The organism is Marinobacter sp. bablab_jr008 (genome assembly GCF_016464145.1).
Taxonomy (GTDB): Bacteria; Pseudomonadota; Gammaproteobacteria; order Pseudomonadales; family Oleiphilaceae; genus Marinobacter; species Marinobacter nauticus.
Map to the genome: position 1 here is coordinate 133,964 of NZ_JACDWW010000051.1, position 23,601 is coordinate 157,564.

The window sequence follows — 23,601 nt, forward strand, 5'->3', positions numbered from 1 at the left end:
TCTCCTAGCGAAACTGTTGACCGGTAACAATATCAATAATGCGACTGGGCTTGCGATTGCCGCCCAGCGCACCGGGGACAATACGATCTATGCGGTCGCCGAAATAGCGCCGCACCTGCCAGATGGCACGGGCCGGCTGACGCCCCGCCGGATTGCATGAGGTACTGACCAGCGGCATACCCGTCGCCTCACACAGGGCCCGCACCACCGGATGATCACTGACTCGAACGGCGATGGAACTGTGTTTGCCGCGGACCCACTCCGGCACCTGCTGGTTTACGTCCGGCAACAGACAGGTGACCGGCCCTGGCCAGTGGCGCAGAGCCTCGCTCTGAACGGCGTCGGGCAACGGATCCAGCAGGAAACGCACCTGTTCAACCGAGGCTGCCACCAGTATCACGCCCTTCTCCATGGGCCGCTGCTTGAGCTCAAGGATGTATTCGACCGCCTCCCGGTTCCAGGGATCGCACCCCAGTCCCCACACCGCTTCCGTGGGATAGGCGATTACCCCGCCTGCCAGTACCGTCTGGCGGGCAAGAGCCAGTTGAAGAAAACTCGGAGAAGATGTATTCGCCATCAGATATCGGCGCCCTCATGCAGAACAATGAACAAGGTCCCGACCGGTGCGCTGATAACCACCCGGGCAGGCATGGGCGAGGCCCTCAAGCTCCAGGATCAGTAGTGACTGCAGCAACTGATCCGCGGGCAAACCCGTGGCAAGGCTCAGTGCATCGGTAGACTGCGGATCATACCCCAAAGCCTCGAATACCGCGATTTCCCGGCTGTCCAGAAACGACAGGTCTGACGAATTCTCCGTTGCTTCCGGTTCTGCGGGCTGCGCCTGCATGGACCACCAGGTACCCAGTTCTTCCATCACGTCGTTGGCGGTCTCCACCAGCCGGGCGCCCTGGCGAATCAGTTGGTGACAGCCCCGGGCCACCGGGCTGTGCACCGAACCGGGAATGGCAAACACCTCCCGCCCCTGCTCGAGGGCGGTTCGAGCGGTAATCAGTGAACCGCTCCGGAGGCTGGCCTCCACCACCAGCACGCCCCGGGCGAGGCCACTGATAATGCGGTTACGCTGGGGGAAATAGGCGGCCCGAGCCTGGGTGCCCGGCGGGTACTCAGAAACAATCAAGCCGTTCTCAATGATGCGGTGAGCCAGGTTACGATGTTGGGCCGGATACAACCGGTCGAGACCACAACCCACCACCGCCAGTGTCGGATAGCCAGCATCCAGGGCGCCGGCGTGGGCTGCACCATCTATTCCCAGGGCCAGACCACTGGTGATCAGCAGCCCCCGCCGGCTGAGTTCGGCAGAAAACTGGCGGGCATGGTCCAGCCCCGCCCGGGTGGCGTTGCGACTGCCGACCACGCCCAGTTGGTCCCGTTGCAATAACTCAACGTTACCCAGTGTGTAGAGCACCAGAGGGGCATTGTGGATATGGCGCAGGCATTCCGGGTAGGGCGACTGGCCCTGTCCGAGCACGCCAATACCCCGTTCCCGACATTGGCGATAGATATCCAGTGCCCGGGCAATGACGCCCTGGCTGAGCTCCCCCGCCTGCCAGGCGACAATCGCCTCCACGGCATCGCCGCCAAGCCCCATGGCGCGAAGCGTGGCTGCATTCAGGGGCAGGATGTCGGTGAGCGTATCAACAGAACCCAGAATCCGCTCCCTGAGGGGGATTCCGAACCGGGGCAGCAGTGACAGCAGCAGCCACTGGCCTGCCGGTGTTTGCAGAAATTCCTGGTCTGACATTTTCTCTTCCTTGAAAACAACAATGGCCGGGCATTCCGGCCCGGCCATGTCTTATTCCATCAACTCATCAAACGCGCGGCCTCAGGGATTGGTGACCTTGTCACCTACCGAGAGGGGCCGCGTTGCCTGCAGCACCAGACCGTAGCTCATTTTCTCATAGGCCTGGAACACCATCAGCAGGCCAGCCCGCTCAGACGGCAATTCAATGGTTTCGCCAGTGACCGGATCACGAACCATGTTGCCCGCCTTCAGCACCGCCAGCACATTACCGGGCGCCAGGCCTTCGCGCTCACCACGGTTAATGGCGACCACATCGTACTGACCGATCTGGCTGACACCGCCATCGACAGAAATCATCTTGCCTTCGATCTCACTATCCGGCGAGCTGGGCACGAAGCTGGTGGTCAGCCGGCGATCTTCATTCACCAGCAACCGGTCGCCAATACGCACTTCTTCACTGGACTTGGTAATGCCTACGGTCAGCACATCACCATTTTCGGCATTAACGTTGCCGCGAGCAATGCTCCGGGCTTCCAGGCCAAGGAACTCGCCGGTGTCCGGATCCACAAATTCCTTGCTGCGACGGAAAATACCCACGCGATCGGCCGGCTTCTCGCCGCGAGCGTAAATACGGTCACCGGCACCGGTGATGATGCGTCCGTCCTCACCTTCAAGCACATAGGGCGCACCGTTAATTTCTTCCGGGCTGACAATACGGGTTTCGGTCAGGAAACTGGCGATGGCATCCAGGGGGATGGCCGGTATTGGTGTGTCGATGGCCTCGGAACGAACCTGAGGCGAGAGCTTCACCACATCGCTGGTCGCGACCTTGGTAATCCGGGGCTTGCCATCGATGTACACCAGTGCCAGGCGGTCACCGGGATAGATCAGGTGTGGGTTGGCAACCTGCGGGTTCACGTGCCAGATTTCCGGCCAGTACCACGGGTTGTTCAGGAATCGCGCTGAAATGTCCCAGAGGGTGTCCCCTTTGACGACAGTGTAACGCTCAGGATGATCAGACCTCAGCTCCGGCTGTGCCTGGGCCCAGGAGGTAAACAGCAGCGCAGAGGCTGCCAGAGCGTACAACAGTTTCCTCATTGTTTATGTCCTTGATCGCGTGCCTTGAATCTTTGCGTTCGGTAATGTCGCCGCAGAATCCCCGCAGCATATTACGTTGTTATTCCCGTTACTATAGAAGAAGTCCCGGAATTTGTGATGTTATCTTTTGTTCTTCGAGTGATTTCTGCAGCCATCGAAGCGCATTCGTGAAAGATTTTAACTATTAACTGATCAGTTTGTACTCAATCGGCGAATTATTGGATAATAGGCACCGTCAGGCGGACGTTATTACCTTGAACCCGGGAACTCTGCCAGCATTAACGGTTCATACTGTCGGAATCTCTGGATTCATCATAGGCAGACCAAGAAAATTTGCGCAGTACGCTGTCGCATTTCGGCAATCGGTTTCACAGCGTTACAAATGGTAAAATTCTGCGCTGGGCAGCCCGTCAAACAGGCTGACATTAGAGATTGCCCGATACACACAGGCCAGAAGCAAGAGCATTATGATTCGAGAAATTCTTGAGTATCCGGACCCACGACTTCGCACCATCGCCAAGCCGGTGGAGGAAGTGACCGATGACATCCGTACGCTGATCGACGACATGTTCGAGACCATGTACGATGCCCGCGGCATTGGCCTGGCCGCGACCCAGGTGGATGTGCACAAGCAGATCATCGTAATGGATCTGTCCGAAGATAAAACCGAGCCGCGGGTGTTCATCAACCCGAAAGTGGAAGTGCTGGATGGCGAGCTCGAAGCCATGCAGGAAGGCTGCCTGTCGGTACCGGGGTTCTATGAAGATGTGAAGCGCATCGAGCACTGCCGGATTACCGCCAAGGATCGCGACGGCAAGGAGTTTGTCCTGGAGGCTGAAGGCCTGCTGGCAGTTTGCATCCAGCATGAAATGGACCACCTGAATGGCAAGCTGTTTGTCGATTACCTGAGCCAGCTCAAACGTAATCGCATTCGCAAGAAGCTGGAAAAGCTGCACAAGCAGAGCGCCTGAGGCGCTGCCAGCATAGACCGAATTCAGGACCGGGTTACGACCCGGTTTTTTCGTATCAACGACACAGAGAAGCAACCAACGTGCGCATTGTGTTTGCCGGCACGCCGGATTTCGCCGCCACCGCCCTGAAAACCCTGCTGAATGCCGGTTACGACATCGTCGGCGTTTACACCCAGCCTGATCGCCCCGCCGGCCGCGGCCGCAAACTGATGCCCAGCCCGGTTAAACAGGTGGCACTGGATACTGGTATTCCCGTGTATCAACCGGTCAGTCTGAAGCCAGAAGAGGCCCAACAGGAACTGGCGTCACTGCAACCGGATGTGATGATCGTGGCTGCCTATGGCCTGATTCTGCCCAAGGCAGTGCTGAACATACCAACCCATGGCTGCCTGAACATTCACGCCTCCCTGCTGCCGCGATGGCGTGGCGCCGCCCCTATCCAGCGGGCGATTGCCGCCGGCGATGCCGAAACCGGAATCACCATCATGCAGATGGACGAGGGCCTGGATACCGGCGACATGTTGCTGAAACTGGACACCCCCATCAGCGCCGACGATACCGGCGGCAGCCTGCATGACCGGCTGGCCGAGATGGGCGGCAAGGCTATTGTGCAGGCCATGGAGCGGCTGGCCAAGGGCGATCTGACCGGCGAAGTCCAGAATGAGGCAGAGGCCAACTACGCCCATAAGCTGTCGAAGGAAGAGGGCCACATCGACTGGAGCCGAAGCGCGCAGGAAATCGAACGACTGATTCGCGCGTTCAACCCCTGGCCCGGTACCTTTACCGATCTTGGCGAGCAACGTATCCGTATTCATCAGGCCAGCGCCCTGAAGCAGGGCAGCGACAAGGGTCCCGGTACCGTGATTGCCCGGGAGCGGGACGGTGTAGACGTTGCCTGCGGCACCGGCACGCTCAGAATCACTTCCGCGCAGTTACCAGGCAGCAAGGCCCAGAGCATCAACGATCTGATCAACGGTGGTAAGCAGGTATTGCTGCCCGGCCAGGAGCTGAACTGACCATGGCCTACCAGCCCCTGCCATTCCGCGCCATTGCCGCCAACGTATTGCTGGCGGTGGAACAGGGCCAGTCGTTATCCCAATGCCTGCCCCCCGCCCTGAACCAGTTACCACCGGAACAACGGCCACAGCTGCAAGCTATCTGTTATGGCACCTGCCGCTGGTTTCACCGACTTGAGAGCGAGCTGAACCAGCGCCTGAAAAAGCCCCTGCGCAAGCCGGACCGGATCATTCACCACCTGATGCTGGTGGCCCTGTTCCAGTTGCGTTACAGCGAACAGGCCACCTACGCGGTACTGAACGAAACCGTGGAGGCTTGCCGGGCACTGGACAAGCCCCACCTGACCGGTCTGGTCAACGGAGTGCTGCGGGCCGCCGAAAGGGAAGGGGCGCCAGCGCCGAAAGACGATAGTGGCCGCTTCAGTCATCCGGTGTGGATGGTGGAGAAGCTTCGCCACAACTGGCCGGACGATTGGCAGGCCATCCTTGAAGCCAACAACCAGCAGGCACCCATGACCCTGCGGGTCAATGCCCTGCGCTTCAAACGCGACGAGTACCTGAACCTGTTGTCGGAAGCCGGCATCGAGGCCCACGCCACGCGCTTTGCCCCCAGCGGCATCCAGCTCCAACGGCCGGTGCCGGTGGACCGACTGCCCTGGTTCGAGGACGGCGCGGTCAGTGTTCAGGATGAAGCCGCCCAATTGTGTACGACTCTAATGGATCTGCAGCCAGGCCAGCGGGTACTGGATGCCTGCGCCGCGCCCGGAGGCAAGAGCTGCGCCATCCTTGAAGCCTGTGGCGAACTGGACGAAGTGGTGGCCATCGACGAATCCGCCGAGCGCCTGCCCCGGGTCCAGGAAAACCTGGACCGGCTCGACCTGCACGCCACCCTGACCCAGGCCGATGCCGCCGATATCGACAGCTGGTGGGACGGCACGCCCTTCGACCGCATCCTGCTGGACGTTCCCTGCAGCGCTACCGGCGTGATCCGCCGGCACCCGGACATCAAACTGTTGCGCCGGGAGTCCGACATCGTGCCTCTGGCCAGTATCCAGCTTGGCCTGCTGGAGGCCATGTGGTCTATCCTGAAGCCCGGTGGGCGACTGGTGTATGCCACCTGTTCGGTGTTTCCACAGGAGAACCACCGTATAATCCAGCGGTTCCTGAAGCAGCAGAATCAGGCAACGCTGAAGACCATCGACGCAGACTGGGGCCGGGACATGAACACCGGGCGTCAGCTGTTCCCAGACCCGGACAGCCATGACGGCTTTTTCTACGCCGTGCTGGAGAAACCTGAACCATGAAAATCCTGATTCTCGGCGCCGGCCAGGTCGGCGGCACCCTGGCGGAAAACCTGGCAAACGAAGCCAACGACATCACCGTGGTGGACAACGACAGCGCCCGCCTTCGCGAACTGCAGGACCGGCTCGACATCCGCACCATGCATGGCCGCGCCTCCTATCCCACGGTATTGCGACAGGCCGGTGCCGAAGATGCCGACATGATCATCGCGGTAACCAACAGCGATGAAACCAACATGGTGGCGTGCCAGGTCTCCAAGCTGCTGTACAAGACCCCCACTACCATCTGCCGTGTGCGTGCCGGCGCCTATCTGGCCAAGCCGGAACTGTTCTACAACCGGGATACGGTCAAGGACCTGGACAGCCTGAGAGGCTTCCCCCTGGACGTTCTGATCAGTCCCGAACATCTGGTAACCCAGCACATTACCCGGCTGATTGAATACCCCGGTGCCCTGCAGGTACTGGAGTTCTCCAAGGGCCTGACCCGACTGGTCGCCATTCGCGCCACCGAGGGCGGCCCACTGGTGGGGCACGAACTGTCCTACCTTCGCACCCACATGCCCAAGATCGATACCCGGGTGGCGGCGATTTTCCGCAAGGACCGGGCGATCATGCCCCAGGGCGATACCGTAATTGAAGACGGCGACGAGGTGTTCTTTATCGCCGCCGCCGACCATATCCGCTCGGTGATGAGCGAACTGCAACCGCTGGAGAAGCCCTACAAACGCATCTTCATCTGCGGCGGTGGCAACATCGGCTACCGGCTGGCCAACACCCTGGAAGACCGCTATCAGGTGAAACTCCTGGAACGGGACCATGAACGCTGCGTGATGCTGTCCGAGCGCCTGCGCAAGACCGTGGTACTGGAAGGTAATGCAGCCAACAAGGACATCCTGCTGGAAGAGAACATCGAGAATACCGATGTGTTCTGCGCCGTCACCAACGACGACGAAGCCAACATCATGGCCTCGTTGCTGGCCAAGCGACTGGGTGCCCGCAAGGTCCTGACCCTGATCAACAACCCCGATTACGTGGACCTGATCCAGGGCGGCGATATCGACGTGGCCATCTCACCCCAGCAGACCACCATCGGCAGCCTGCTTACCCACGTGCGCCGTGGTGATGTGGTGAACGTGCACGCCCTGCGCCGGGGCGCGGCCGAAGCCATTGAGGCCATCGCCCACGGCGACCACCGTTCCTCCAAGGTGGTTGGCAAACGCCTGGACGAAATCAATCTGCCATCCGGAACGACCATTGGTGCCATTGTCCGGCACAACGAAGTGCTCATCGCCCACGACCACCTTCGGGTGCAACCAGACGACCACGTGATCCTGTTCCTGGTGGACAAGTCGCGCATACGGGACGTCGAGAAACTGTTCCAGGTGGGCCTCACGTTCTTCTGATTGATCTCAGGCAAAACAACACCCTGGCTGGCACTTAGAAATGCGGCGCCGGCCAGCGTATAATGCGCGTTTTCAAATTTTCGGAGTGCCCCGGAACCGGGGCCCACACACAGACTGACCAGCAGGCAAACGTCGTGACAGACAAGGCAACCAACAACTCCGCGCCGGACATCAAGACCTTCCAGGGTCTGATCCTGGCATTGCAGAATTTCTGGGCGCAGCACGGCTGCGTGGTTCTCCAGCCCCTGGATATGGAAGTGGGCGCCGGTACCTTCCACCCGGCCACCTTCCTGCGATCCATCGGTCCGGAAACCTGGAACTCCGCCTACGTCCAGCCCAGCCGCCGCCCCACCGACGGCCGTTACGGCGAGAACCCCAACCGCCTGCAGCACTACTACCAGTTCCAGGTGGTTCTGAAGCCGTCTCCGGACAACATTCAGGAGCTGTACCTGGATTCTCTGCGCGCCCTGGGCCTGGACCCGTTGGTGCACGACATCCGCTTTGTCGAAGACAACTGGGAATCGCCGACCCTGGGCGCCTGGGGCCTGGGCTGGGAAATCTGGCTGAACGGTATGGAAGTGACCCAGTTCACTTACTTCCAGCAGGTAGGCGGCCTGGAATGCTATCCGGTCACCGGCGAGCTGACCTACGGCCTTGAGCGTATCGCCATGTACCTGCAGGGTGTGGACAGCGTGTATGACCTGGTCTGGACCAATGGCCCGGATGGCGTGGTTACCTACGGCGACGTGTTCCATCAGCAAGAGGTGGAAATGTCCACCTACAACTTCGAACATGCCGACACCGAGTTCCTGTTCCACAGCTTCGATGTCTATGAGCGGGAAAGCGCCCGCCTGATCGACGCAGGTCTGCCACTGCCGGCCTATGAGCAGGTGCTCAAGGCCTCCCACACATTCAACCTGCTGGACGCCCGTCACGCCATCTCCGTGACCGAGCGCCAGCGTTTCATCCTGCGTGTACGTACCCTGGCTCGCTCCGTGGCCCAGGCCTACTTCGAGAGCCGTCGCAAGCTGGGCTTCCCGCTGGCCCCGGAACACCTCCGCAAGGAAGTGCTGGCCGCCGCTGAAGCCGCCGATGCCAAGGCCAGTAAAAAGGGCAAGAAAGCCAACAAGGCACCGCAGGAACAGGGGAACGCATAATCATGGCAACTCAGGATTTTCTGGTCGAACTGGGCACCGAGGAGCTGCCTCCGAAAGCTCTCAAGCCCCTCTCTGACGCTTTCACCCAGGGCATTGTCAAAGGCCTGGAAGAAGCCGGCGTAGCCTTTGGTGCGGTGGAAAGCTTCGCAGCACCCCGTCGTCTGGCGGTACGTATCCGGGACCTGGCCGATGCCCAGCCGGACAAATCGGTCGAGAAGCGCGGCCCGGCCGTGAAAGCAGCGTTTGATGATTCCGGTAACCCCACCCGGGCGTTGACCGGCTTCGCCACCTCCCTGGGGATTACCCCGGATCAGCTCGACACCATGGAGACCGACAAGGGTGCCTGGCTGGTGTACCGTACCGTTGAGAAGGGCAAGCCCACCGTAGAACTGATGCCGGATCTGGTGGACAAATCCCTGGCCGCCCTGCCCATTCCCAAACGCATGCGCTGGGGTGCCTGGAAGACGGAATTCGTGCGCCCGGTACACTGGCTGATTCTGTTGTACGGCAACAAGGTGATTGAAGCACCGGTGATGAACCTCAAGCCCGGCAACAAGACCCGTGGCCACCGGTTCCACTGCCCGAAAGAGCTGATTGTGCCCACCCCGGCCGACTACGAAGTGGTGCTCAAGCAGGAAGGCTACGTACTGGCAGACTTCGCCGAGCGTCGTGAGCAGATCCGCGCCGGCGTGGCCGCGCTGGCGGAGAAAGAAGCCGGCGGCAAGGCCGTAATCGACGAAGACCTGCTGGACGAAGTGACTGCCCTGAACGAATGGCCGGTACCATTGATGGGGCGCTTCGAGGAGCGCTTCCTGGATGTACCGGCCGAAGCCCTGATTTCCTCCATGAAGGAGCATCAGAAGTACTTCCACGTAGTGGATGCCGGCGGGAAGATGCTGCCGCTGTTTATCACCGTGGCCAACCTGGAGAGTAAAGACCCGGCCCAGGTGATTTCCGGTAACGAGAAAGTGATTCGCCCGCGCTTGTCCGACGCCGCCTTCTTCTACGACACCGACCGCAAGACCAGGCTGGAAGACCGCATCGAGGCACTCAAGCCCATCGTGTTCCAGGACAAGCTGGGCAGCATCTACGACAAATCTGTACGGGTAGCAGCCCTGGCCAAAAAGATTGCCGAAGCCATCAACAGCGACCCGGCCCTGGCCGAGCGTGCTGCCATGCTGGCCAAGACCGATCTGGTCACCGAAATGGTGCTGGAGTTCACCGACCTGCAGGGCATTATGGGCCAGTACTACGCCGCCAACGACGGCGAACATGCCGATGTCGCCAAGGCCCTGAACGAGCAGTACATGCCGCGCTTTGCCGGCGACGACCTGCCCACCACCCTGACCGGTTGTGCGGTGGCCATTGCTGACCGCATCGATTCCCTGGTCGGCCTGTTCGGCATCAACCAGCCGCCGTCCGGTACCCGGGACCCGTTCGCTCTGCGCCGTGCTTCTCTCGGTGTGCTGCGCATCATCATCGAACGTGAACTGCCACTCGACCTGCAGACGGTCTGCGAGTGGGCGGAAGAAAACTTCTCCGTGCTGACCGAGAAGAACACCGCCAGCACCGTGGTGGACTACATGCTGGAGCGTTTCCGTGCCCACTATGATGAGCAGGGCATCGGCGCCGAAGTGTACCTGGCGGTGCACGCCCGCCGCCCGACCCGCCCGCTGGACTTCGACCGCCGGGTAAAAGCCGTGGAAGCCTTCCGCCAGCTGCCAGAGGCCCAGGCCCTGGCCGGCGCCAACAAGCGGGTTTCCAACATCCTCACCAAACAGGGTGGTGACCGCATCGGCGAGACCGTAGACACCGCGCTGTTGCAGGATGCTGCCGAGAAAACTCTGGCGGCGAAGGTGGAAGAGCAGGCACAGCAAGTACTGCCGATGTTCGAGCAGGGTGACTACGCCAGTGCGCTGACATCGCTGGCCAGCCTGCGTGAGCCGGTAGACACCTTCTTTGATGAAGTGATGGTGATGGCCGACGACGAAGCCGTGCGCAACAATCGTCTGGCACTGTTGAACCGCCTGCGCAACCTGTTCCTGCGGGTTGCCGACATCTCCCTGCTGCCCACAGCAGGCTGAGGCACACAGGCCGCTGGTTCACAATAAACCAGCGGCCTGCCTATCCTGCTTTTCCACTCAGCTGCGCCAGAAGTCCGGCGACAACATCACAAACACACTCAACAGCTCCAACCGGCCCAGAATCATGGCGCCCATCAGAACCCATTTGGCCGCATCCGGCAAGGTCTGGAAATTGCCTGCCGGGCCGATGGTATCGCCCAGTCCTGGCCCGACATTCGTCAAAGCCGTAGCGGCTCCGGAAAGACTGGTCACCAGATCCAGCCCCAGCGCCCCCAGAATCGCCGTCACCAGCGCCAGCGTCGCCAGAAAAATGAAAGAGAAGGCGACACTGGAGGCCACGATATCGTCACCAATCACCCGCCCGTTGTAGTTGCGGGCAAACACCGCGTGAGGGTGCAGCAAACGACGTACCTGCTCCCTGAGCAATAGCATGGACAGCTGGAACCGGAAGATTTTCATGCCGCCAGACGTGGACCCGGAACACCCGCCGACAAAGGTAATGAACAGGAATACCACCACCGCAAACGGGCCCCACAAAGAGTAATCCGTGGAGGCGAAGCCGGTTGTGGTTACCACAGACGTGACATTGAACAGCGCTGAAACAAAGGTCTCAAACGGATCTACCGGCTCCCTCAGAACCCGGTAAATGGTCAGCAACGCAGCGACAATCACCAGGAACCGGAGAAAGAAACGAACCTGCTGATCCCGCAACAGTGGCTGTCGCTGTCCGTGAATAAACCGTACAAACAGAAAGAACGGCATGGCGCCCATGGCCATGAAAACCGTCGACGCCAGTAGAATGGACGGCGAATCAAACTGCCCCATGGAGCTGTCCGAGGTGGAATAGCCCCCGGTCGATACTGTAGTCAACGCGTGATTCAGCGCCTGAAAGAAACTCATCCCCAGCAGCCAGTAGGTGAGCACGCAACCGAGCGTCAAGCCCAGATAGATGAGTACCAGGCTGCGGGCCAGGTGGCTGGTGCGGGGCACCGCTTTCTCGTTCCATTCGGACGATTCGGTCGCAAACAGCCGCATACCGCCAATCCGGAGAAACGGCAGGATGGCAACCGCCATACCGATGATCCCGATACCGCCCATCCATTGCATGATCGAACGCCAGAGCAGAATGTCGTCCGGCAGATGATCCAGGCCGGTAAGAACGGTGGAACCCGTAGTGGTCACGCCGGAAATGCTCTCAAAGAAAGCATCGGTCATGCTCAGCTTCATGTCACTCAGCAGCAGCGGCAAACTGGAGAATAACGGAATCACAACCCACGCCGACACCGTCAGCATGAACATCTGCTGCTGGCGTAGCGCGTGTTTCCGCCGCCCCGCCAAAGCCAGAGCCGCGGCACCAATGCTGAAACAGACCACCGAGGATTTCACGAACGCCAGCCAATCCGGCGTATCACCGAATACCAGCAGGTTAACCGGAAGGGTCATGAGGAAACTGAGCAGGATGAGCAGAAAACCGAGGATCTGAACAATGGGGATAATGTTCACAGGGCAGGGGGCTCCGATGTCCGGACACAGGCCAGTCGCAACGCCTTACAAGGCAAGGCGGCATCCACGCCGCTGTTATACGCCCATTCAACCGGGTTTACCACTGCCAGGGCGAGGCTTCTGCTTGCCACCGATCCGGACAATCCACGACAGAATTTTTGAATTCCAGCCCGGGGAAGGGGTAGCAAAACCGCCGCCAATGCGTATAATACCGGCCGTTGATCGGCGTGTGGCGCAGCTTGGTAGCGCACTTCGTTCGGGACGAAGGGGTCGCAGGTTCGAATCCTGCCACGCCGACCACTTTCCCTTCTTGATTTATCTTTCCCTATTTCAGTTTTCCAATAATATTTCATTCTGGGTTGTTACACCCCAGCCCAATGAATTTCTGTATCCTTAGTCAATCTGCTCATGATTAAAGGGGTGTTTTGATGAATGAGGCGATCGCCCGGCTGCGTCAATTCCGGGATGACAGAGACTGGAAGCAGTTCCACAACCCGAAAGATCTATCGCTGGCCCTGAGTATCGAGGCTTCGGAACTGCTGGAGTTATTTCTATGGAAATCTCCCGAACAGGCCGATGTCAGCAAAGTAAAAGAAGAACTCGCCGATGTGATTGCCTATGCGTTACTGCTGGCAGACAGCTATGAGCTGGATGTGGAGCAGATTGTGCTCGACAAGATTGCCCTGAACGAAAAGAAATACCCGGTCAGCAAAGCCAGGGGAACCGCGAAGAAGTACACCGAGCTATGAGCCAATCGCCGATGGCTGAGATTCAGCGCTACCCCTTCAGCAAGGACGCCCTGAACGATTTGCGCGACAATGCCTTTGCTGCGGGTAACTGGCCCTTGGTCTACGTACTCAGTGACGAAAAGCACGGGCGTGCCTACATCGGCGAAACCACCGACACGCTCACCCGCATGAGCACCCACCTCAAACACGACGAAAAGCAGCTGCTGACCGCGGTTCACCTGATCACCAGCGAGTATTTCAACAAATCCGCAACGCTGGATGTGGAATCCCTGCTGATCAAGTACATGGCCGCCGATGGCAAGTACACCCTGCTCAACGGCAACCTGGGGCTGGCCGACCACAACTATTACCAGCGCAGCGCCTTGTATGAAGAAGTCTTCCGGGAAGTCTGGAACCGGTTAATAGCCAAGGGCGTTGTGTCCCGCACCCTGGACCACCTTGATAACTCCGATGTCTTCAAATACTCGCCCTACAAATCCCTGTCCTTCGATCAGCGTCAGGGACTTCTCACCATACTGCATGAACTGACCAACCCCGGTGTCCAGAATATTGTGGTGGAAGGGGGAGCCGGAACCGGCAAGTCGGTCCTGGCCATTTTTCTGTTCAAACTACTAACCTCCGAAGATCACCAGATCAGCCTGCGGGAATTTTCCGACGAGGAGGCTGAGATCCACGCTCTGCTAAAACCCCTCAGAGAAACACTGCCCAAACCCAAAATGGCGCTGGTGGTGCCCATGACCTCCTTCCGAACCACCCTGAAGAATGCGTTCAAGCACGTTGCCGGGCTTAGCTCCGACATGGTGATCAGCCCGTCCGAGCTGACCAAACAGCGCTACGATATTGTTCTGGTTGACGAATCCCACCGTCTGCGCAAGCGCAAGAATCTGGGTGCCTATTTCGGCAGTTTCGACAAAGCCTGTCAGGCTCTGGATATGGACAAGCATACCTGCAGCGAAGTGGACTGGGTGTGCCAGCAAGCCAACAAGGCGATTTTCTTCTACGACGAAGGCCAGTCCATCAAACCCTCCGACGCCGATGTCGAAGTGTTCCAGCTCCTTAAAGCTGCCAAGGGCTCGGTGACCCACCGGTTACTCTCCCAGTTCCGGGTCAAGGCCGGGCAACCCTATGTGGAGTTTGTGGATAAGTTACTGAAAGGCGGTGTTGATGACGGCGTGGTGTTCACCGCCAAAAACTACGAATTTGAAGTATTTGATTCGCTCAGTGACATGGTCAGTACAATTCACGAGAAAGAGCAGCAGGTCGGACTGTCCAGACTGATCGCCGGCTACTCCTGGCCCTGGGCCTCGAAGAAGGATTGTGAGGCCTACGACATCGTGATCGATGACGTTCAGCTCCGCTGGAACAGCACCAATACCGACTGGATCAACAAGGCAGGATCGCACCGGGAAGTCGGCTGCATTCACACCACCCAGGGTTACGACCTGAACTACGCCGGCATTATCTTCGGCGAGGAGATCCGGTACGACCCGGAAAGCCAAGTCATTGTCATAGAGAAAGGCAACTACCACGACCGCACCGGCGGCCAGGGCATCAAAGACCCAGAAGAACTGAAGCAGTACATCATCAACATCTACCGTACCATCATGCTCCGAGGTATTCGCGGCACTTTTGTCTACGCATGTGATGATGCGCTAAGGGATTACCTGAAACAGCACATTCCCGTTCATAGTTCTGGCCAACCAGAGCCTGAAAACACCAACGTGGTGGAGCTTGAACCTTACGTAAACGCTGTGCCGCTGTTCGATCTGCAAGCGGCTGCGGGAGGGTTCGGAGAACTTAGTGAGGTTAGCGAGCTTGACCCCAATAGGCACTTAGACTGGGTTGCTGTGCCCGAAGGAGTCCGGGTGCGCAAAGACATGTTTGCCTGCCGGGTGTTCGGCGAATCCATGAACCGGGTTATTCCGAATGGTGCCGTGTGCCTGTTCCGAACCGACCGTGGTGGTTCCAGAAACGGGAAGACCGTACTGGTTGAATGTATCGACAGTGTTGATGCCGAGTCAGGTTCACGCTACACCGTGAAAGTCTATGAAAGCTATAAGGTTGATGACGAACAAGGCTGGCGTCATACCCGTATTCAACTGAGCCCCAACTCTTACGATGACAATTTTCAGCCCCTTGAGCTGACAGATGAAGAAGCACTTAAATATCGGGTGGTTGGGGAATTTGTTGGCGTCATTGATGATTAGCATTCAACTCGATGGTGTTTGACAACCCAACTCCGCCATATCAGACTTCAAATCACATCCGCCCCTTGGCAGTAAGCCTCCCTCAACTATCCCGAGGGTGTGCCGAGCCCTTGGGGCTTTTTCTTTTTTTGAGTATTCCGGAACGCCACAATGACCACGGCAAACATCAACACAGACATGTTGACCTGGGCGCGGGAGCGCTCTGGTATCTCTGTGCCTGATTTTGCCCGGCGCTGCGGTATTTCTGAGGAGCGACTTCGGGAATGGGAGTCCGGCGAACGAAAACTGACGTTCAACCAGGCAATGCGATTCGCTGAAAAAGCGCATGTGCCGTTTGGCTATCTGTTCTTGGCAAAGCCACCTGAGGAAGTCTTACCCATTCCGGACCTGCGCACCCTCGAAGGCCAAGGTGTACAGCGCCCGAGCGCAGAATTGCTAGACCTGGTCAAACTGATGATGCAACGCCAGGAATGGTACCGGGAGTACCTTCAACAGCATTTTGCCGAGGCCAACCCCTATGTCGGCCGCGCTTCCTATTCTGACTCCGTGGAGTCCATTGTCGAAGACATCCGCGCGTGCCTGGGTGTTGAGCCCCACCCAACCAGAGGTAAATGGGATGATTACTATCGGGATTTAGTCCAGCGTATTGAATCCTTGGGGATTCTCGTTATGCGTCAGGGTAATCTTGGGCACCATAGCCGTCCGCTCAACGTTGATGAATTCCGTGGGTTCGCGATTGTTGATGAGTATGCTCCGATCATTTTTGTGAATCACAGCGACGCGCTGGGTGCGCGCCTTTTCACACTGATTCATGAACTTTGCCATATCTGGATTGGCCAATCCGGGATCTCTGACGGCAACACCAACACCCATCGTCAGGAAGAGGTTCTGTGTAACGCTGTTGCTGCAGAATTTCTGGTGCCTGCCCAGGAGTTCAGGGCACTCTGGCAACACGATTCTGAAAGCTGGGAAGACAACCTGCCGCCGCTTGAGGCTCATTTCCACGTAAGTACCTGGGCGCTAGCCAGGCGTGCTTTAACGCTCAATTTTATATCCCAGCAAGAGTATGGCCGCTACATTTTTGAGCAGAAAATGCGCCACGAACAGCGGAAAGGAAGCGGTGGCCCGACTTACTACCAAACCAAAAAGGCACAGATTAGTCGCCAATTCTCCCAGGCCGTTGTCGGTGAAGCCTTGAGTGGCCAACTGTTGCTGCGGGAAGCAGGTGAACTTCTGGGTGGAATCAAACCGGGGAAAATTGAGACGTTCGCTAGGGAGTTAGGCGTTTGAGATATTTGCTGGATGCGAATACCTACATACAAGCCAAGAATCAATACTACGGCATGGATATCTGCCCCGCGTACTGGGACTGGCTGGACTTACAGTTCGAGCAAGGCCTGATCGGCAGTGTGGATATGATCGGCCGGGAGCTGCGGGACGGCAACGATGACCTGGCAGACTGGGTGCGAGAAAGACCTGGGCATTTCATCAGCAATGACGACGAAGCAACCCAAAGTGCCTTTGCCGCCATTGTGCAATCCGTCATGGAAGGTGATTACAACGCCGGTAATCGTGATAGTTTTCTGGCAAAAGCCGATCCCTGGATTATTGCTAAAGCACAATGCCTCGGGGCAACTGTCGTCACTCATGAATCGGTAGTTGCACCAAACGCCCGGAAGGTAAAAGTTCCAAATATATGTCAGCAGTTTGACGTTACCTGCATCAATACGTTTCAGTTCCTTCGAGAGTTAAATGCCCGATTTGTGCTGGGGACATAAGCAACTCAAACGGTTTCAGGCTTTGCCAGGCAGCCACCACGGTTAGCGCGACTGCTCCACCACAATCAACTCCCCAAGCTCAAACCCCTCCGCCTCGGCCCGGGCCTTGAACGCCTCCAGCACCTCGTCGCTCACCTCCGGCGTGCGCGACATCAGCCACAGGTAATCCCGGTTGTAGCTGGTCAGGTAAGCCGTGGTGTAGTCGTCATCCAGCCCGAACACCACGTAAGAGCCATAGAAAGGCCCGAAGAAGGACACTTTCAGGTGGCCCACATCACTGTCACCGACAAACTTTGCCCGGCCTTCGGCCTCTTCCCATTCGCCTTTTTCTTCGTTATAGCCCCTGTTGATAACTTTGACGCTACCGTCGTCGTTCAGGGTGTATTCGGCGGTAACCTGGCTCAGGCCCTCTTCGAACGAGTGATCCAACCGGGCGATCTCGTACCAGGTGCCCAGGTAGCGCCGCTGGTCAAAACCGGTCACCGGCTCAATGCCTTTGGGCACACCGGTGCAGCCCGTCATCAGAAACAGTAACACGATTACAGCCAATCCAGTCTTCATGACAAACTCCCAAAGAACAGTCGTGAACCAACGCAAAGCCACAGGCAAAGATCGTCAAACAGGTGTTAAGCTCTGAAACACCCTGGCGCTCGTATACCCAGCGCTAACCAACCAAGGAGTCGAATATGATCGGATACGTCACACTCGGAGTCAGCGATATGGGCCGGGCCAAGCAGTTCTACACGGATCTGCTGGCAGATCTGGGCGCCAAGGTGCTGATGGACATGGACCGAATTGCGTTTATTGGCAAGAGCATGGGAGCCCCCATGCTGGCCGTCTGCACCCCGTTCAACGGTGAACCTAACCATCCCGGCAACGGCAATATGGTGGCCATTCCGGCGGGCTCCAAAGAAGCCGTGGATAAGTTGTACCACAAGGCCATTGAACTGGGCGCCACCTGCGATGGCGAACCGGGGCAGCGTATTCCGGAGATGTTCTACGGCGCCTATGTGCGCGACCCGGATGGCAACAAGCTGGCGTTCTTCGAATTCGGCTAAGCGTCGACCGCCACCACCCCGGTTGGGTGGTGGCTTACTGACTTACACCGAGAGATGGCGACGGAAGAGCAACAACGCCGCCGTGAAGAACACCCCGCCAATGGCCATCAGAGCCAGCATCTGTGGCCACACCACCTCCAGCCCCGCACCGCGGTACAGAATGGCCTGGGCCATGCTGACAAAGTGGGTGGTGGGCGACGCCAGCATCAGATCCTGCACCAGCTCGGGCATGCTTTCCCGGGGCGTGATTCCGCCCGACAGCAACTGCAAGGGCAGAATGGTGAGAATCAGCAGCAGGCCAAACTGGGGCATGGTTCGGGCCACGGTGCCGATCAGAATGCCGATGGCGGTGGTGGAAAACAGGTGAATCAGGGCGCCGAGCAGAAACAGCAACACTGACCCTGCCACCGGCACCTGTAGCCAGCCCTGGATCACCAGCGTTACCGACAGCGCCGCGGCCAGTAACACCACCAGACCATTGGCCCACACCTTGGACGCCATGATTTCGAAAGGCCGCAACGGCATCACCATCAGATGCTCCACAGTCCCGTGCTCCCGCTCCCGGATCAGTGCTGCCCCGGTAAGAATGATGCTGATCAGGGTCACCTGGGTGATCAGCTCCATGACACCGCCAAACCAGGTTCCGTCCAGATTGGGGTTGTAACTCACCCGGGTGACCAGCTCGATCGGTAGCCCGGTGCTGGCAGAGCTACCCGGTTGCAGAAACTCCGCCACTTCTGCCATCGCAAAGCGCTGAATGTAATTGGTGCCAATAAAGGCCTGGCTCATGCGGGTGGCGTCGATGTTCAGCTGCAACGCCACCGGGTTGCCCTGCCGGACATCCCGCTCAAAGCCCTCGGGAATCACCAGGGCAAAGGTATGGCTGCCCTTGTCCAGCAGGTCGTCGATGTCGCCGTAGGCCACCAGATCCGGCTTCAGGAACCATGGCTGCTGGAGCGAATTGATGATGCGGCCAGACAACACCGTCTGATCTTCGTCCACCACGGCGATCGGTGCGTTGTGAAGCTCCATGGAGCCGGCGGAACCTGCGGTGTAGATCATCACCGTAAACGCCACCAGCACAAACACCATCAATGCCTTGTCCTGCCACAGACTGCGCAGTTCCTTGATGCCGAGGTGCCAGATGTTGCGTAAGGAATTCATGTCAGCGCCCCTGTTTTCTGAGCAACGCCACCGCCATTACGGTCAGCACCGGAACGAACGCCGCCAGGGCCAGGAACGCGCCCTGCATATCCGCCAGCGACAGGCCTTTGGTAAACACGCCACGGCTGATCTGCAGGAACCAGGTCGCCGGCCAGACGGGACCGATCAATGCGCCGGCACCGCTCAGGGACGACACCGGTTCGGTCAGGCCGGAGAACTGCACGGTCGGCAGGATGGTGAGAATCGCAGTGGCCGCCAGGGCGGCAATCTGGGTCGAGGCAAAGGTCGACATTACCTGACCCAGGGCCGTGGTGGCCGTCACAAAGAGCAGGGCGCCGAAGGTGAGCGTCAGCAGGCTGCCTTTGATCGCGACATCAAACACGTACACCGCCAGCAAGACCAGGCTCACGTAGCTGATCATGCTGAACGCGATGTAGGGCAGCTGTTTGCCCAGCAAGAACTCCACACGGGTAACCGGAGTGACGTACAGGTTGGTGATGGAGCCCAGTTCCTTTTCCCGAACAATGCCCAGGGCCATCAGAATGGCCGGAATAAAGATCAGCAGAATGGGGATAACCGCGGGCACCATCGCATCCAGGCTCCGGAAGTCCTGGTTGTAGCGATACCGGTCCTCCAGCGTGACCAGTGTCAGTGTGGGTACCACGCCCAGAGTGCGCTGGGCCAGCTCCGTCAGGTAACTGATGTGCATGCCTTCAACGTAACCCAGGATGGTCTCGCCCCGGAAAGGCATGGCACCATCCACCCAGACCGCCATTTCAGTCGGTCGCCCCCGTTTCAGGTCTTTGCCGAAGCCCGGCGGAATCTCAATAGCCAGGCTTAGCTCGCCGGAGCGCATGCGTTGTTCCAGCTCCTGGATATTCTGCAACTCCGGTTGTTGCAGGAAATACCGGGAGCCGGACACCGCCGCAATGTAATCCCGGCTCTGGGGTGTCTGGTCCCGATCCAGCACGGCGAACGACAGGTCTTCGACATCCAGGGTAATGCCGTAACCCAGGATCAGCATCAACAACGCGGAACCGATAAAGGCGAAGGCCATTCGAATGGGGTCCCGCAACAGTTCCCTCGCTTCCCGGGTGGCGTAAGCGAGCAAGCGCCGGGGACTGAACACGGTCGGCCGGTCACCATGACTGGCGGGCTCCAGAGCCAGTTGGTCGGCGCCGGTCTCCGGCTCTTTATCCACCGCTTCCAGGGTTTTCATGAACGCGCCTTCCAGGCTGTCGGTGCCAGAGGCTTCAACCAGTCGATCGGGCGTATCGCAAGCCAATACTTCGCCCGCGTGCATGAGCGAAATCCGGTCGCAGCGCTCACCCTCGTTCATGAAATGAGTGGAGATAAAAATGGTCACGCCATCTTCCCGCGACAGGCGCATCAACAATTGCCAGAACCGGTTGCGGGCCCCCGGGTCGACGCCTGAGGTAGGTTCATCCAGGATCAGCAATTCGGGCTCGTGCACCACAGCCACGGCCAGGGACAGCCGCTGGCGAACCCCAAGTGGCAGGGCGCCTGCTCGCTGGTCCAGTACATCTTCAAGACCGAACTCCCGAACCAGCACCGAAATACGCTCCGGGATTCTGGTGTCCGGCAGGTGAAACAGCCGGGCATGCAGATCCAGGTTCTGGCGCACGGTGAGCTCGCCATAGAGCGAGAAGGCCTGGGACATGTAGCCCACCTTCTGCCGGGTGGCCAGGTCTTTGGCATCCAGTGGTTCACCGAACAGCCGGACTTCGCCTTCCGTTGGAGTCAGCAATCCGGTGAGCATTTTCATGGTGGTGGTCTTGCCACAACCGTTGGATCCCAGAAAACCGAAGATTTCGCCTTTCGGGATGGAAAAGCTGACGTTACGAACCGCCGTAAAGCTGCCAAACCGCAGGGTCAGATGCTCAGCCTCAATGGCCGGCGTCTGGTTTTCCCCGGTTGGCTCTCGCTGCGCAGCAATAGCCGTATCGCCGCTTTCCTGCACCTGCCGGTTTTCGGGTAACAGCGCGATGAAGGCATCGTCCAGCGTCTCGGTATTGGTCTGCTCACGGAGTTCGGCCGGTGAGCCTGTGGCCAGTACCTTGCCCTCGTCCATGGCCACCAGCCAGTCGTAACGTTCGGCTTCTTCCATGTAGGCCGTGGCCACCAACACGCTCATACCGCTGCGTTGTCGGCGAATGGTATCGATCAGATCCCAGAAACGCTTGCGGGAGAGCGGGTCCACGCCGGTGGTGGGTTCATCCAGAATCAGCAGATCGGGGCTGTGGATAAGGGCACAGCACAGCCCCAGCTTCTGTTTCATACCGCCGGACAGCTTGCCGGCGGGACGGTCCCGGAAAGACAACAACCCGGTAGCTTCAAGCAACCGGTCAATCTGATCCTTCCTGGAGGGGCCTCGCAAACCAAACAGATCGGCGAAGAAGGCGATGTTCTCGTCCACCGTCAGCGTATGGTAGAGATTACCGCCCAGTCCCTGGGGCATATAGGCAATGCGGGGGGCGACCCGGTTACGAAACCTCTGGCTGCGCATATCGCCGCCAAGCACCTGCAACTCGCCGGTCTGCAACTCACGGGCACCGGCAAGCAGGCCCAACAGTGTGGATTTGCCCACCCCGTCCGGGCCGATCAGCCCAACCATGCAGCCAGACGGAAACGTCAGGGATAGTTCAGACAGCGCATCGGTTTCCCCGTAGCGATGGCTGACTCCTTCCAGCCGGGCCACGGTCTCAGTCATTGGGCAAAGCCACTTTCAGGCTCTCGGGCCAGGGCTGGCCCTCATCCAGTCTTACGTAGGCTTCGCCCGGTACGCCGGTTTTCACCCGGTCCCGATAGGCTTTGAGCAACTCCGGATCAATCCGGATACGAACCCGGAACATCAGCTTCTCCCGCTCGCTGCGGGTTTCCACAGACTTCGGCGTGAACTGGGCTTCGGCGGCGACGAAGCTGACTTCCGCTGGCACCACATAGTCCGGCAGGGCATCAAGAACGATCCGGGCTTCAGAGCCAACCCGGACTTTGCCCGCCTGGGCTGTGGGCAGGAAGATGGTCATGTACACATCGGTGACATCCAGTACCGTGGCTACTTTGCCACCGGCGGCCAGCACCTCGCCCGGCTCCGCCAGCCGATACAGAACCCGGCCACCCACCGGCGTGGTCAACTGACTGTCATCAATATTGGTTTGGATACGGCGGGCACTGGCTTTGGCAGCTTCGATACTGGCATCGGCAGACGCCACTTGTACTCTGGCGGCCTGCAATGCCGCCTCGGCGGTTTCCGCCGCGGTACGGGCGCGGTCCAACTGCTCCTGAGAGGCATGGCCCCGATCGGCCAGCGATTCAATACGGGCCAGTTCGGCTTGGGCATACCGACGCTCGCTTTCCCGTTGGGCCACCACGGCCTCGGCCAGTCGCCGGCTCTGCTCGGCCTGGTGCAAACTGGCTTGCGCCGCTGCCAGGCTGGCCTCAAGTTCGTCGGTATCCATCACAGCCAGCAACATGCCGGCTTCAACCATGTCGCCCTCGCGGACTTCGAAGGATTCCAGGCGTCCGGGTATTCGGGTGGCAATATCGACTTCGGTGGCTTCAATACGACCGTTACCAGAGCCAATATGCTCCGGCACCTGATCGCCTTTCGGCATCAGGTACCAGGCTGCAACGGCAATCAGGGCCACGATCAGCACAACGAGAAAAAGTTTGGGAGCGGTGTTGGTGCTTTTCTGGGCCATGTGTCGTCCTTGAGGGGAAGAATAGGTATGACAGGGTAAGTATAGAGCAGAAGTGTAACGTTCAGGCTGACGGGAATCAAAATAGCTTCCAATCTATCCCGCCCGTCAGCTTGCCACGAACTCAGTAAGCGCCGCGGATCAGGTCGATACCGGGCTTGAGCACGCTACGCCACGCCTCTCGGAGTTCGGGCGTGTATTCTGGATCGTGAGCGCGAACCGTTTTCAGCAATGCCTCCTGCCAGAGGTCGTACCACTCAGGCTGAATATTGTAATTGTGGCGATTATGGCTTTCTCCCAGATCCCGCAATTTGCGGTCGGACATACCCCGGGCAACCAGGATGATCTGCATCACACCGTTACGCAGTAGATGGCGCTGAGCAGACATATCCGTGTTCAGAAACCGGTTGCGGATGGCATCGGAGCTGGACATAAAGAAGTCGTAGAAATCCACGAAGAATTCATCTTTGCGGCAACATCGGCCATAACTCTGAAAAACCAGGTCCGTATTGTCCATTTGCAATGGGTGTCCTTGAAACAGGCGGAATGATGTGATGATGGCGCGCATTCTAAGCTTGCGACCGAAAATAGCCATAGCGGCATCCCGCTACTACCAATGGCTGCGACAAAA

At 58.7% G+C, this 23,601-nt stretch carries 20 protein-coding genes and 1 tRNA gene; 12 read left to right on the forward strand and 9 right to left on the reverse strand.

The genetic code is table 11. From position 1 onward, the window contains the following. Positions 1-4: 4 nt before the first annotated feature. From JIF53_RS06065 to JIF53_RS06075, 3 genes are read right to left on the reverse strand one after another with little or no spacing between them, the layout of a single operon-like run. Positions 5-577 (reverse strand): L-threonylcarbamoyladenylate synthase, encoded by a 573-nt coding sequence (locus JIF53_RS06065; protein ID WP_114434652.1) that lies wholly within the window; start codon positions 575-577, stop codon positions 5-7. A gap of 15 nt (positions 578-592) precedes the next feature. Beyond that, positions 593-1,810: a DNA-processing protein DprA gene (dprA, locus tag JIF53_RS06070; protein ID WP_141066716.1), complete on the reverse strand. Its 1,218-nt coding sequence runs from the start codon at positions 1,808-1,810 to the stop codon at positions 593-595. A 33-nt stretch (positions 1,811-1,843) separates the two neighbouring features. Then, positions 1,844-2,860 carry a LysM peptidoglycan-binding domain-containing protein gene (locus tag JIF53_RS06075; protein WP_011783624.1) on the reverse strand — a complete coding sequence of 339 codons (1,017 nt, stop codon included), beginning with the start codon at positions 2,858-2,860 and terminating at the stop codon, positions 1,844-1,846. A gap of 464 nt (positions 2,861-3,324) precedes the next feature. Between JIF53_RS06075 and def the strand changes: the two genes are divergently transcribed. From def to glyS, 6 genes are all read left to right on the forward strand, one after another. After that, positions 3,325-3,831, forward strand: coding sequence for a peptide deformylase (def, locus tag JIF53_RS06080; RefSeq protein ID WP_198324811.1), 507 nt, complete (start codon positions 3,325-3,327; stop codon positions 3,829-3,831). Positions 3,832-3,911: 80 nt separating this feature from the next. Next, on the forward strand, positions 3,912-4,847 hold the full coding sequence (gene fmt / locus JIF53_RS06085; protein ID WP_011783622.1) for a methionyl-tRNA formyltransferase: 936 nt from the start codon (positions 3,912-3,914) through the stop codon (positions 4,845-4,847). Between the two features lie 2 nt (positions 4,848-4,849). Continuing rightward, a complete protein-coding gene (rsmB, locus tag JIF53_RS06090) occupies positions 4,850-6,151 on the forward strand; it encodes a 16S rRNA (cytosine(967)-C(5))-methyltransferase RsmB (RefSeq protein WP_141066715.1) in 1,302 nt (433 codons plus the stop codon). Next, on the forward strand, positions 6,148-7,551 hold the full coding sequence (trkA, locus tag JIF53_RS06095; protein WP_014420019.1) for a Trk system potassium transporter TrkA: 1,404 nt from the start codon (positions 6,148-6,150) through the stop codon (positions 7,549-7,551). Before rsmB ends, trkA begins: the two co-directional genes overlap by 4 nt. Positions 7,552-7,685: 134 nt before the next feature. After that, the gene (gene glyQ, locus JIF53_RS06100) at positions 7,686-8,708 is read left to right on the forward strand and encodes a glycine--tRNA ligase subunit alpha (RefSeq protein WP_036149746.1); all 1,023 of its coding nucleotides are present in this window, start codon (positions 7,686-7,688) and stop codon (positions 8,706-8,708) included. A gap of 2 nt (positions 8,709-8,710) precedes the next feature. Continuing rightward, positions 8,711-10,792, forward strand: coding sequence for a glycine--tRNA ligase subunit beta (gene glyS / locus JIF53_RS06105; protein ID WP_141066714.1), 2,082 nt, complete (start codon positions 8,711-8,713; stop codon positions 10,790-10,792). A gap of 57 nt (positions 10,793-10,849) precedes the next feature. On the opposite strand, the gene JIF53_RS06110 is transcribed toward glyS, so the two are convergent. Next, positions 10,850-12,295, reverse strand: coding sequence for a TrkH family potassium uptake protein (locus tag JIF53_RS06110; RefSeq protein ID WP_189383312.1), 1,446 nt, complete (start codon positions 12,293-12,295; stop codon positions 10,850-10,852). A gap of 223 nt (positions 12,296-12,518) precedes the next feature. Between JIF53_RS06110 and JIF53_RS06115 the strand changes: the two genes are divergently transcribed. From JIF53_RS06115 to JIF53_RS06135, 5 genes are all read left to right on the forward strand, one after another. Beyond that, positions 12,519-12,595, forward strand: a tRNA-Pro gene (locus tag JIF53_RS06115). A gap of 128 nt (positions 12,596-12,723) precedes the next feature. Beyond that, positions 12,724-13,044 carry a nucleotide pyrophosphohydrolase gene (locus JIF53_RS06120; protein ID WP_141066713.1) on the forward strand — a complete coding sequence of 107 codons (321 nt, stop codon included), beginning with the start codon at positions 12,724-12,726 and terminating at the stop codon, positions 13,042-13,044. After that, positions 13,041-15,251 carry a DNA/RNA helicase domain-containing protein gene (locus JIF53_RS06125; RefSeq protein ID WP_141066712.1) on the forward strand — a complete coding sequence of 737 codons (2,211 nt, stop codon included), beginning with the start codon at positions 13,041-13,043 and terminating at the stop codon, positions 15,249-15,251. The genes JIF53_RS06120 and JIF53_RS06125 overlap by 4 nt, the downstream gene beginning before the upstream one ends. A gap of 150 nt (positions 15,252-15,401) precedes the next feature. Continuing rightward, positions 15,402-16,541, forward strand: a complete 1,140-nt coding sequence (locus JIF53_RS06130; RefSeq protein ID WP_141066711.1) for a helix-turn-helix domain-containing protein — start codon at positions 15,402-15,404, stop codon at positions 16,539-16,541. Further along, positions 16,538-17,029 carry a DUF4411 family protein gene (locus JIF53_RS06135; RefSeq protein WP_141066710.1) on the forward strand — a complete coding sequence of 164 codons (492 nt, stop codon included), beginning with the start codon at positions 16,538-16,540 and terminating at the stop codon, positions 17,027-17,029. Before JIF53_RS06130 ends, JIF53_RS06135 begins: the two co-directional genes overlap by 4 nt. A 42-nt stretch (positions 17,030-17,071) precedes the next feature. Here the strand turns inward: JIF53_RS06135 and JIF53_RS06140 are convergent, their stop codons facing one another. Further along, positions 17,072-17,590: a lipocalin family protein gene (locus tag JIF53_RS06140; RefSeq protein WP_141066709.1), complete on the reverse strand. Its 519-nt coding sequence runs from the start codon at positions 17,588-17,590 to the stop codon at positions 17,072-17,074. Between the two features lie 125 nt (positions 17,591-17,715). Here JIF53_RS06140 and JIF53_RS06145 point away from each other — a divergent pair, with 125 nt between their 5' ends. Then, positions 17,716-18,087: a VOC family protein gene (locus JIF53_RS06145; protein ID WP_141066708.1), complete on the forward strand. Its 372-nt coding sequence runs from the start codon at positions 17,716-17,718 to the stop codon at positions 18,085-18,087. 42 nt (positions 18,088-18,129) lie between these two features. Here the strand turns inward: JIF53_RS06145 and JIF53_RS06150 are convergent, their stop codons facing one another. From JIF53_RS06150 to JIF53_RS06165, 4 genes are all read right to left on the reverse strand, one after another. Continuing rightward, a complete protein-coding gene (locus JIF53_RS06150; protein ID WP_141066707.1) occupies positions 18,130-19,251 on the reverse strand; it encodes an ABC transporter permease in 1,122 nt (373 codons plus the stop codon). A 1-nt stretch (position 19,252) separates the two neighbouring features. Next, complete coding sequence (gene rbbA, locus JIF53_RS06155) at positions 19,253-21,982, reverse strand: ribosome-associated ATPase/putative transporter RbbA (protein ID WP_141066706.1); 2,730 nt, start codon at positions 21,980-21,982, stop codon at positions 19,253-19,255. Then, positions 21,975-22,973 carry an HlyD family secretion protein gene (locus JIF53_RS06160; protein ID WP_022992636.1) on the reverse strand — a complete coding sequence of 333 codons (999 nt, stop codon included), beginning with the start codon at positions 22,971-22,973 and terminating at the stop codon, positions 21,975-21,977. The genes rbbA and JIF53_RS06160 overlap by 8 nt, the downstream gene beginning before the upstream one ends. Before the next feature lie 121 nt (positions 22,974-23,094). Further along, positions 23,095-23,487 (reverse strand): globin domain-containing protein, encoded by a 393-nt coding sequence (locus JIF53_RS06165; protein ID WP_199452066.1) that lies wholly within the window; start codon positions 23,485-23,487, stop codon positions 23,095-23,097. Positions 23,488-23,601 lie beyond the last annotated feature (114 nt).

Excerpts from the sequence above, each read along its gene's own strand:
- trkA (WP_014420019.1), top strand. The coding sequence starts at position 6,148 with ATGAAAATCCTGATTCTCGGCGCCGGCCAGGTCGGCGGCACCCTGGCG.
- JIF53_RS06145 (WP_141066708.1), top strand. The coding sequence starts at position 17,716 with ATGATCGGATACGTCACACTCGGAGTCAGCGATATGGGCCGGGCCAAG.
- glyS (WP_141066714.1), top strand. The coding sequence starts at position 8,711 with ATGGCAACTCAGGATTTTCTGGTCGAACTGGGCACCGAGGAGCTGCCT.
- JIF53_RS06165 (WP_199452066.1), bottom strand. The coding sequence starts at position 23,487 with ATGGACAATACGGACCTGGTTTTTCAGAGTTATGGCCGATGTTGCCGC.
- rbbA (WP_141066706.1), bottom strand. The coding sequence starts at position 21,982 with ATGACTGAGACCGTGGCCCGGCTGGAAGGAGTCAGCCATCGCTACGGG.
- JIF53_RS06160 (WP_022992636.1), bottom strand. The coding sequence starts at position 22,973 with ATGGCCCAGAAAAGCACCAACACCGCTCCCAAACTTTTTCTCGTTGTG.
- rsmB (WP_141066715.1), top strand. The coding sequence starts at position 4,850 with ATGGCCTACCAGCCCCTGCCATTCCGCGCCATTGCCGCCAACGTATTG.
- JIF53_RS06130 (WP_141066711.1), top strand. The coding sequence starts at position 15,402 with ATGACCACGGCAAACATCAACACAGACATGTTGACCTGGGCGCGGGAG.
- JIF53_RS06065 (WP_114434652.1), bottom strand. The coding sequence starts at position 577 with ATGGCGAATACATCTTCTCCGAGTTTTCTTCAACTGGCTCTTGCCCGC.
- JIF53_RS06140 (WP_141066709.1), bottom strand. The coding sequence starts at position 17,590 with ATGAAGACTGGATTGGCTGTAATCGTGTTACTGTTTCTGATGACGGGC.
- dprA (WP_141066716.1), bottom strand. The coding sequence starts at position 1,810 with ATGGCCGGGCCGGAATGCCCGGCCATTGTTGTTTTCAAGGAAGAGAAA.
- JIF53_RS06120 (WP_141066713.1), top strand. The coding sequence starts at position 12,724 with ATGAATGAGGCGATCGCCCGGCTGCGTCAATTCCGGGATGACAGAGAC.
- JIF53_RS06125 (WP_141066712.1), top strand. The coding sequence starts at position 13,041 with ATGAGCCAATCGCCGATGGCTGAGATTCAGCGCTACCCCTTCAGCAAG.
- JIF53_RS06150 (WP_141066707.1), bottom strand. The coding sequence starts at position 19,251 with ATGAATTCCTTACGCAACATCTGGCACCTCGGCATCAAGGAACTGCGC.
- JIF53_RS06075 (WP_011783624.1), bottom strand. The coding sequence starts at position 2,860 with ATGAGGAAACTGTTGTACGCTCTGGCAGCCTCTGCGCTGCTGTTTACC.